The following is an 11,289-nucleotide window of genomic DNA, read 5'->3' as shown; positions in this document are numbered from 1 at the left end:
CTGAACTCCACAAACGCCGCCGGCGTCGCCATCACCGTCACACCACCAGCCAGCGCCAGATCACACTCACCACTCCGCAGCGCCTGCACCGCCAGGTGCAGGGCGACGAGCGAGGACGAGCAGGCCGTGTCGACGGTGACCGCCGGACCCTCGAGCCCGAACGCATAGGAGAGGCGGCCCGAGATGACACTCGCGGCGTTACCCGTGCCGAGGAAGCCTTCGACGCCCTCGGGGAGCACCGACAGCCGGGACGCGTAGTCGTGGTACATCACACCCGCGAAGACACCGGTCCGGCTGCCGCGCATCGTCGTCGGGTCGATCCCGGCCCGCTCGAACGCCTCCCACGACGTCTCCAGCAGCAACCGCTGCTGCGGATCCATCGCCACCGCCTCCCGCGGCGAGATCCCGAAGAAAGCGGGGTCGAAGTGACCCGCGTCCCGGACAAAGCCACCCTCCCGGGCGTAGCTCGTCCCCTGCTGGTCGGGATCGGCGTCGAACAACGCCTCCACGTCCCAGCCACGATCCTCAGGGAAGCCGGAAATCGCATCCCGGCCCTCAAGAACCAGCCGCCACAGATCCTCCGGGCTCTCCACCCCACCCGGATAGCGGCAGCCCAGACCCACGATCGCGATCGGCTCGTCGTCACGGACCGGGACGGCGACCGGCGCCACCGCTGCCGGGGCAGCTCCGACGAGCTCCCCACGCAGGTGCTCGGCCAGGACCACGGAGGTCGGGTAGTCGAAGACGAGGGTGGCCGGCAGGCGCAGCCCGATCGCCGCCCCGAGCCGGTTGCGCAGCTCGACGGCGGTCAGCGAGTCGAAGCCCAGCTCACGGAACGACCGATCCGGCTCCACACCCTCGGGGCCCGCGTAGCCGAGCACCGCCGCGACCTGGGTGCGGACCAACTCCACGACGTGAGCCTTCTGCTCGGCCACTGGCAGTCCGGCCAGGCGTTCCGCCTCCGGCCCCGCGCCGACAGCCTTCGCGGCACGACGGGCCGGGACGCGGACCAGACCACTAAGCAGCGGCGGCAGCATGCCGCTGGCCGCCTGCGTACGCAGCGCGCCCAGGTCCAGCTTCACCGGTACGAACTCCGCGTCCTGCGAAGCGGCGGCCGCGTCGAACAGGGCCAGGCCCTCTTCCTCCGACAGCGCGCTGACGCCGCCTCGGCCCAGCCGGGACACCTCATCGGCGTCGAGCTCGCCGGCCATGCCGCCGTCCCACAGCCCCCAGGCCAGCGACGTCGCGGCCAGGCCCTGCGACCTGCGGTGAACAGCCAGGGCGTCCAGGAAGGAGTTGGCCGCCGCGTAGTTCGCCTGACCCGCATTGCCGAACACACCGGCAGCGGAGGAGAACAGCACGAACGCCGACAGATCCATGCCCTGCGTCAGCTCATGCAGGTTCCACGCCGCATCCACCTTCGGACGCAGCACCGCCGACAGACGCTCAGCCGTCAGCGACCCGACCACACCGTCATCCAGAACACCCGCGGTGTGCACCACCGCCGACAGCGGACGCTCCACCGGAACGCCCTCCAGCACCCTGGCCAGAGCGTCCCGATCGGCCACATCACACGCCGCCCACACCACCGACGCACCCAGACCCGCCAGCTCAGCGGTCAACTCAGAAGCACCCGGGGCGTCCCCACCCCGCCGACTCACCAACAGCAGATCCCGCACCCCGTACTCGGACACCAAGTGACGCGCGAACAAACCGCCGAGCTCACCACTGGCACCCGTCACCAACACCGTGCCGTCCAGGACCAGCGGCCCGGGCTCCGCCACCGCACGGACCAGACGCGGCACCCGCACCGCGCCCTCGCGGGCGAGCATCTCGGACTCCCCCGCGGCCAGGGCCGCGGCAACCGCCTCCGTGGGCAGGGCCCTGTCGTCGAGGTCGACGAGGGCGAACCGGCCGGGGTGCTCGGTCGCGGCCGAACGGACCAGGCCCCAGACCGCCGCGCCGACAAGGTCGTCGGCCGCCATCGCCCCGCGGGTGACGAACACGAGGCGGGAGTCGGCGAAGCGGTCCTCCTCCAGCCAGGCCTGAACAAGGGCGAGCGCGCCGGAGGCCCCGGCGTGCACCGCTTCCCGCACTTCGCCCTCGGCCTCTCCGAGGGTGACGAACACCAGGTCCGGCACGACGTCGGACGCATCCGCCAGGGCAGCAAGGTCGGTGTGGATCGGGCAGTCCAGACCCGGTATCCCGGCGCCCACGACCGCACAACTGGCCGTCAGCGACGGCGAAGTCCGCTCCCGCTCGGCCGGACGTCCGGTCCATTCGAGCCGGTAGAGGGAGTTCTGGCGATTGTCGTGCGCGGCGTCGATCTGGTCGGGCGAGACCGCGCGCAGCGCGAGCGACTCGACCGACACCACCGGGGCGCCTGTCGGGTCCGCCAGCTCCAGCGACACCGCACCGTCCCCGGCCGACGCCACCCGCACACGCACCGACGACGCGCCGGCCGCGTGCAACCGCACACCACTCCACGCGAACGGCAACCGCGCGCCCTCATCCGCGCCCGTGAGTACCCCACCCAGCGCCAGGCTGTGCAACACCGCGTCCAGCAATGCCGGGTGCACACTGAACCCCTCGGCGTCACCCTGCAGCTCCGCGGGGAGCGACACCTCCGCGAACAGTTCGCCGTCACGCCGCCATGCCGCACCGAGCCCCTCGAACAGGGGCCCGTACGTGAGACCGGCGGCGTCGAGCACCTCGTACGCGCTCGCCGCGCTCACGGCGGTGGCCCCGGCGGGAGGCCACACGGACAGGTCGCTCACCTCGGCCTGGACGCTGTCCGTCAGCAGGCCCACCGCATGGCGAACCCAGGCCTCGTCGTCACCGTCCGGACGCGAGTACACGGCAACGGAACGACCGCCCGAGCCGTCGGCCTCACCGACCACCACCTGCACCTGAACCGCGCCGGACTCCGGCAGGACCAGAGGCGCCGCAAGCGTCAGCTCCGCCAGACCCGGGCACCCCGCACGCTCACCCGCATGCAGCGCCAGCTCCACAAACGCCGTCCCCGGCAACAACACCGAGCCGAACACCACGTGATCGGCCAGCCACGGATGCGAACGCAACGACAACCGACCCGTGAACACCAGGCCGTCGACATCGGCCAGGGTCACGGACGCGCCCAGCAGCGGGTGCCCAGCGGCGGCAAGCCCGAGCCCTGCGGCGTCACCGGGGAGCGGGTGAGCGGCGTCGGGCCAGTAGCGGGCCCGCTGGAAGGCGTAGGTGGGCAGGTCCACACGCCGCGCACCGGTGCCGGTGAAAGGGGCCTCCCAGTCCGCGGCCCCACCACGGACGTGCAGGTGGGCAAGGGCCGTGAGGACGGTTTCGGCCTCCGGACGGCCACCGCGCAGCGCCGGGGCGAAGACGGATCCCTCGTCGGTCACGCACTCCTGCGCCATGGCGGACAGGACGCCGTCCGGACCCAGCTCCACATACGTGGTGACGCCCGCGGCCTCCAGGGCGCGGATGCCGTCCAGGAAGCGCACGGCCTCACGGACGTGCCGCACCCAGAAGTCGGGCGAGGACACTTCGTCCGTGACGACGGCACCGGTCAGGTTGGAGACGACCGGGATGCGCGGCGCCGCGAACGACAGCCCGGACACCACCTCACGGAACGCGTCGAGCATGCCGTCCATGTGCGGCGAGTGGAACGCATGGCTGACCGTCAGGCGCTTCGACTTCCGATCCCCCAGGGACTCCACGATCGCGACCGCCGCGTCCTCGTCACCGGCGATCACCACAGCCTGCGGCCCGTTCACGGCCGCGATGCTCACCCGCTCGTTCAGCAGCGGCAGGACCTCGTCCTCCGACGCCTGCACCGCGATCATCACACCGCCGGAGGGCAGCGCCTGCATCAGCCGCCCGCGAGCCTCGACCAACGTGCACGCGTCGTCCAGGGACAGCACCCCGGCCACATGCGCAGCCGTGATCTCACCCACCGAATGCCCGGACACGAAGTCCGGACGCACACCCCACGACTCCAGCAGCCGGAAGAGCGCGACCTCCACCGCGAACAACGCAGGCTGCGCCAACTCCGTCCGGTCCAACGCCTCCGCGTCATCCCCGAACAACGCACCCAGCTCAAGGCGCTCACGCACCGCGTCCAACGCCCGCGCGAACACCGGATAGGCGGCATACAACTCACGACCCATCCCCAGCCGCTGACTCCCCTGCCCCGTGAACAGGAGCGCCGTGCGACCGCCCTTGCTGACCGTGCCGGCCGTGAGCCCGGGAGCGGGGTGCCCGTCGGCAAGGCCGTCGAGCGCGGCGGCGAGCGACGCGTCGTCCGAAGCGACGACAACAGCGCGGTGGTCGAAGGCGGCCCGGCCGGTGGCCAGGGAGTACGCGAGGTCTCGCAGGGACGTGCCCGGGTGGGCGGCCAGGTGTGCGCGCAGGGCGCGGGCCTGGGCAGACAGGGCGTCGGTGCTGCGGCCGGACAGCCGCAGCGGAAGCGGGCCGTGCGAGGCAGGGGTCTCGGGCGCCGCAAGGGCGGCAGGTGCCTGCTCGATGATCGTGTGGGCGTTGGTGCCGCTGATGCCGAACGACGACACGCCGGCCCGGCGCGGACGGCCCGTCTCGGGCCAGGCGACGGCCTCGGTGAGCAGCGAGACCGCGCCCGCCGACCAGTCCACGTGTGCCGAGGGCTCGTCGGCGTGAAGCGTCCTGGGGAGCACGCCGTGCCGCATCGCCATGACCATCTTGATGATGCCCGCGACGCCCGCCGCGGCCTGCGTGTGGCCGAAGTTGGACTTGATCGATCCCAGCCACAGCGGCTGTTCGCCGCCGCGCTCCTGGCCGTAGGTCGCGAGCACCGCCTGCGCCTCGATCGGGTCGCCCAGCGTCGTGCCGGTGCCGTGCGCCTCCACGGCGTCCACGTCCGCCGCGGTCAGTCCCCCGCTTGCCAGGGCGGCGCGGATGACACGCTGCTGGGACGGGCCGTTGGGGGCGGTCATGCCGTTGCTGGCGCCGTCCTGGTTGATCGCGGAACCCCGCACCACGGCGAGCACCGGGTGGCCCTTGGTGCGCGCGTCGGACAGGCGTTCCACCAGCAGCATGCCGGCGCCCTCGGCCCAGCCGGTGCCGTCGGCGTCGGCGGAGAAGGCGCGGCAGCGGCCGTCGGCGGACAGGCCGCGCTGACGGCTGAAGCCGACGAAGGTGCCGGGGGTGGCCATGACGGTGACGCCGCCCGCGAGGGCCATGTCGCATTCGCCGTTGCGCAGCGCCTGAACGGCGAGATGCAGGGCCACCAGCGACGATGAGCACGCCGTGTCGATGGTGACGGCAGGTCCTTCGAGGCCGAAGGTGTACGAGACGCGGCCGGACGCGATGCTGCCGGTGCTGCCCGAGCCGAGGGAGCCGTCGGCGCCGTCGGCGCTGCGTTCGAGGAGCGTGGCGTAGTCGTGGTACATCACGCCCGCGAAGACACCGGTCCGGCTGCCGCGCATCGTGGCCGGGTCGATGCCGGCCCGCTCGAACGCCTCCCAGGTGGTCTCCAGCAGGAGCCGTTGCTGCGGGTCGGTCCCGACGGCGTCGCGCGGGCTGATGCCGAAGAAGGTGGGGTCGAACGCGGCGGCGTCGTGGAGGAAGCCGCCGTGCCGGGTGTACGAGGTGCCGGGGTGGTCCGGGTCGGGGTCGTACAGGGCGTCGAGGTCCCAGCCGCGGTCGTCGGGGAAGCCGGAGACGGCGTCCTCGCCGTTCTCCAGCAGGCGCCACAGCTGCTCGGGGGTGGTGACGCCGCCGGGGAAGCGGCAGCTCATCGCGACTATGGCGATCGGGTCGTCCGCGAGGGCCCCATCGGTGACGGCTGTGGCAAGGGACGGGCGTGTGGCCGCGTCCGTCCCGGCCAACTCCATGAGCAGGTGGCGGGCGAGGGTGAGGGAGGTGGGGTAGTCGAAGATCAGGGTGGCGGGCAGCCGTCGGCCGACCGAGGCGCCGAGGCGGTTGCGCAGTTCGACGGCGGTGAGGGAGTCGAAGCCCAGCTCGCTGAAGGCGTGTTCGGGCTCGATGGCGTCCGGGGAGCCGTGGCCGAGGACGTCCGCCACGTGAGCGCGGACGAGGTCGAGGAGCAGCCGCTCCCGCTCGGCCGGGTCGAGTACGACGAGGCGCTGCTCGAGCGCGGTACCGGCGGAGCCGCCGGCTGCGGCACGGTCCCCGGTGCTGGTGACGAGGCGCCTGCCGGGGCCGCGGACGAGGCCGCGCAGCAGGGGTGCGACGTCGGCGCCGCGCGCGCCGTGGGGCAGGGTCAGCCGCATGGGCACCAGCAGACTGCGGTGGGAACCGCCGCCATCGCTTACCCCGGTACCGAGGGCGTCGGCGACGTCGAGGAGCGCGAGTCCTTCGGCGGCCGTGAGGCCCTGTACGCCGCCGCGCTTCATGCGGTCCAGGTCGGCCTGGTCGAGCCGGCCCGCCATGCCGTCGGTGTCCTCCCACAGGCCCCAGGCGAGCGAGGTAGCGGGCAGGCCGTGGGCACGGCGGTACTGGGCGAGGGCGTCCAGGAAGGCGTTGGCGGCGGCGTAGTTGCCCTGGCCGGGCGCGCCGAAGACGCCCGCGGCCGACGAGAAGAGGACGAAGGCGGCGAGGTCGAGGTCGCGGGTGAGCTCGTGCAGGTTGAGGGCGGCGTCGGCCTTGGGGCGCAGGACGGCGGAGAGCCGCTCCGGCGTGAGGGAGTCGATGACGCCGTCGTCCAGGACTCCGGCGGTGTGGATGACAGCCGTCAGCGGACGCTCGACGGGCACGGCCGCCAGCACCTCCGTCAGCGCGTCACGATCCGCGGCGTCGCACGCCGCCCACGACACCGAGGCACCCAACGCGCCCAGCTCAGCCGTCAGCTCGGCGGCACCAGGCGCTTCGGCGCCACGCCGGCTGAGCAGCAGCAGATGCCGTACGCCACGCTCCGCCACCAGGTGACGGGCCACCAGCCCGCCGAGCGTGCCGGTCGCTCCGCTGACCAGCACCGTCCCCTCGGCGTCGAACGCGGGAGCCGAGGCCTCGGCGGGCACGGCGACCCGGGTGAGGCGGGCGGCGTGGACGATGCCGTCGCGCAGTGCGAGTTGGGGTTCACCGGTGGCGAGTGTGCCGGGCAGGGCCGCCAGGGACGCGTCGGTGCCGTCGGTGTCGACCAGCACGAAGCGCCCGGGGTTCTCGGACTGCGCCGAGCGCACCAGACCCCAGACGGCGGCGTGGACCGGGTCGGGGACGCGGTCGTCGTCGCGGGCGGCGAGGGCGCCTTCGGTGAGCAGGACGAGCCGGGTGTCGGCGAAGCGGTCCTCCGCCGTCCAGGACCGGAGCAGGGCGAGCGTGCGGTGCGCGGCCTCGTGCACGGCCTCGGCGGTGAGCGCGGCCGGAGCGGCGTACGGGACCAGGACGGTACCGGGTACGGGGGCGCCCGCGTCGCAGGCCTCGATCAGCGCGGCCGCGGAGGCGTGCCGGGTGCCGGGCAGGCCCGGGACGTCGTCCGAAGCCGGGCCGGTGAGCACGACCCAGTCCTCGACCGTCGTCGCGGGGGTGTCGAGGGGCGTCCAGTCCACGGCGAACAGGGCGTCGCGGTGGCCGCCGTGCCCGGTGCCGAGCTGTCCGGCGGAGACCGGGCGGAGGGTGAGGGAGGCGATGTCGGCTACCGGGCGGCCGTCCTCGTCCGCGAGCGCCAGTGACACGGCCTCGGGGCCGGTCGCCGTCAGCCGTGCGCGCAGCACCGAGCCGCCCACGGCGTGCAGGGCGACCCCGTTCCAGGAGAAGGGCAGCCGGCCGCGGCCGGTGTCCTCGACGAGTCCGGTGAGGCCGATGGTGTGCAGGGCGGCGTCGAGCAGGGCGGGGTGCAGGCCGAAACGCGCCGCGTCGGCGCGCTGTTCGTCGCCGAGGGCGAGTTCGGCGTACGTCGTCCCGTCGGGGGCGCGCCAGGCGGCGCGCACGCCCTGGAAGGCGGGTCCGTACTCCAGGCCCGCTTCGGCGAGTCCGGCGTACAGGTCGGTCACAGGCACGGCGGTGGTACCGGCCGGCGGCCACACCTCCGGGGCGAAGCCGGGGGCGGGGGCGCCGGTGGTGAGGACGCCGTCGGCGTTCAGCGTCCACGGTGCGTCGTGCGCCGTGTCCTGCGGGGTCTCCCTGGCCGGTTCGGGCCGGGAGTGGACGCCGAGGGTGCGGCGGCCCGTGGCGTCCGGTGCCCCGACCCACACCTGGACCTGGACGGCACCGTCGTGCGGCAGCACCAGCGGCGCGTGCAGGGTGAGCTCTTCCAGCAGGTCGCAGCCCACTTGGTCGCCGGCGCGGATCGCGAGTTCCACGAAGGCGGTGCCGGGCAGCAGGACAGAGCCCATGACGGCGTGGTCGGCCAGCCACGGGTGGGTGTCCAGCGAGAGGCGGCCGGTGCAGAGGAAGCCGTCGAGGCCGGCGAGCGCGACGGCGGCGCCGAGCAGCGGGTGGTCGGCGGCGCCGAGTCCGGCCGCCGAGACGTCCCCGGCGGGGCGGCCGGCGTCGAGCCAGTACGCCTCGCGCTGGAAGGCGTAGGTGGGCAGGTCGACGCGCCGGGCGCCGCTGCCCGTGTAGTAGGTGTCCCAGGCGACGGGCACGCCGCGGACGTGGAGCCGGGCGAGGGCAGCGGTGACGGTCTCGGCCTCGGGCCGGCCGGTGCGGAGCAAGGGGACGAACGCGGCCGTCTCGCCGACCGGGCCCTCCTGGGCCATGGCGGACAGCACCGCGTCGGGGCCGAGTTCCACGAAGTGCGTGACGTTGCGCTCGGCAAGGGTGCGGACGCCGTCGAGGAAGCGGACGGGCTCGCGGACGTGCCGCACCCAGAAGTCCGCCGAGGCCATCTCGTCGGTGACGACGGCGCCGGTCAGGTTGGAGACGACGGGGATGCGGGGAGCCTCGAACGACAGCCCGGCAACGACGGCACGGAACGCGTCGAGCATCCCGTCCATGTGCGGGGAGTGGAAGGCGTGACTGACCGTCAGGCGCTTGGATTTGCGGCCCACGAACCATGCGGCGATCTCCAGTGCCGCGTCCTCGTCACCGGCGATGACGACCGACTGGGGGCCGTTGACGGCGGCGATGCCCACCCGGTCGGTGAGCATCGGCAGGACCTCGTCCTCCGACGCCTGCAGCGCGATCATCGCGCCGCCGGCCGGCAGCGCCTGCATCAGCCGTCCGCGCGCCTCGACCAGCGTGCAGGCGTCCTCCAGCGAGACCACGCCGGCCACGTGCGCCGCGGCGATCTCGCCCACCGAGTGCCCCGACACGAAGTCGGGCTCCACGCCCCAGCTCTCCATCAGCCGGAACAGCGCCACCTCGACGGCGAAGAGCGCGTGCTGCGCGTGCTCCGTGCGGTCCAGCGCCTCGGCGTCGTCGCCGAACAGCACGTCCCGCAGCGGTGTGCCGAGGTGCGAACAGACCTCGTCCAGGGCCCGCGCGAAGACCGGATACGTCCGGTACAGCTCCCGTCCCATGCCGAGGCGCTGGCTGCCCTGCCCCGTGAACAGGAACGCCGTCTTGCCGGCGACCAGGCGGCCGCGCGTGACGCCCGGCACGGTCGCGGTCGCCTCGTCGGCGCCCGCGTCCGCGAGGGACGCCAGGGCGTCGCGGAGTCCGGCCGGGTCGCCCGCGGTGAGTACGGCGCGGTGCTCGAAGTCGGAGCGTCCGGTGGCCAGGGAGAAGGCCACGTCGTCGGTGTGCAGGTGGGGGTGGGCGGTCAGGTGGTCGCGCAGGGCGGCCGCCTGGGCGCGCAGGGCCGCCGGTGTCTTGGCGGAGAGGTTCCAGAGGGCGGGCACGGGTGCCGGGGCCTCTGCGGTCTCCGGGGCCTCGACGGCCTCGGCCTCCGGGGCCTGCTCGATGATCGTGTGGGCGTTGGTGCCGCTGATGCCGAACGAGGAGACGCCGGCCCGTCGCGGGTGGCCGGTGTCAGGCCAGGCGACGGACTCGGTGAGCAGCGAAACGGCGCCCTCGGTCCAGTCGACGTTGGGCGTCGGCCCGTCGACGTGGAGGGTCTTCGGCACGACGCCGTGCCGCATCGCCATGACCATCTTGATGATGCCCGCGACACCGGCGGCGGCCTGCGTGTGACCGAGGTTGGACTTCACCGACCCGAGCAGCAGGGGCTGTTCGGGCGTGTGCTCTTGCCCGTAGGTGGCGAGCAGGGCCTGGGCCTCGATGGGGTCGCCGAGCGTGGTGCCGGTGCCGTGGGCCTCGACGACGTCGATCTGGCCGGCGGACAGGCGGGCGCCGGCGAGGGCGGCGCGGATGACGCGCTGCTGGGAGGGGCCGTTGGGCGCGGTCAGGCCGCTGCTGGCGCCGTCCTGGTTGACGGCGGAGCCGCGCACGACCGCGAGGACCGGGTGGCCGTTGCGGCGGGCGTCCGACAGCCGCTCCAGCAGGAGCATGCCGGCGCCCTCGCCCCAGCCGGTGCCGTCGGCGGCGGCCGCGAACGACTTGCAGCGGCCGTCACCGGCCAGCCCGCGCTGGCGGCTGAACTCGGTGAAGGTGCCGGGTGTCGACATCACCGTGACGCCGCCCGCCAGCGCCAGCGTGCACTCGCCGCCGCGCAGCGCCTGGGCGGCGAGGTGGAGGGCGACCAGCGAGGAGGAGCACGCGGTGTCGACGGTGACCGCCGGGCCCTCCAGGCCGAGGGTGTAGGCGACGCGGCCGGAGGCGATGCTGCCGGAGCTGCCGTTGCCGAGGAAGCCCTCGATCTCCTCGGGGACGCTGAACAGCCGGGCGGCGTAGTCGTGGTACATGAGTCCGGCGAAGACGCCGGTGCGGCTGCCGCGCAGGGAGGCGGGGTCGATCCCGGCCCGTTCGAGGGCCTCCCACGAGATCTCCAGCAGCAGCCGCTGCTGCGGGTCCATGGCCAGCGCCTCGCGCGGCGAGATGCCGAAGAAGCCGGGGTCGAAGTCGGCGGCGTCGTGGAGGAAGCCGCCGACCTTCTCGTAGGCGTCGATCCCGCTGTCGGGGTCGGGGTCGAAGAGGACGTCGGTGTCCCAGCCGCGGTCGGTGGGGTACGGGGAGACCGCGTCGCCGCCGTGGGCGACGAGCTCCCACAGCTGCTCGGGGGTGGCGACACCGCCGGGGTAGCGGCAGCTCATCGCCACGATGGCGATGGGCTCCTGGTCCTTCTCCTCCATCTCGCGCAGCCGCCGCCGCGCCTCGCGGAGATCGGTCGTCGCCCGCTTGAGGTAATCGAGGTACTTCTCCTCGTTCACCATGTACGCCATCCCCGGGATCGAAGTCGGAAGGCTCGCGCGGAGCCGGTGGATCGGAGGCCGTGGGCCGGGCCGCGGGACTGGC

1 protein-coding gene is annotated in these 11,289 nt (G+C 73.6%); it reads right to left on the bottom strand.

All coding sequences use genetic code 11. From position 1 onward, the window contains the following. Positions 1-11,207 (bottom strand): SDR family NAD(P)-dependent oxidoreductase (locus ACFZAU_RS40865; RefSeq protein WP_500556446.1); only part of this gene is annotated, 11,207 nt, incomplete at its 3' end. Positions 11,208-11,289: the final 82 nt, after the last annotated feature.

The sequence above is a fragment of the Streptomyces sp. NPDC008238 genome (assembly GCF_042956445.1).
Lineage (GTDB): Bacteria > Actinomycetota > Actinomycetes > Streptomycetales > Streptomycetaceae > Actinacidiphila.
Note: the sequence above shows the minus strand (reverse complement) of the source record. Positions and strands in the feature narration are given on the sequence as shown.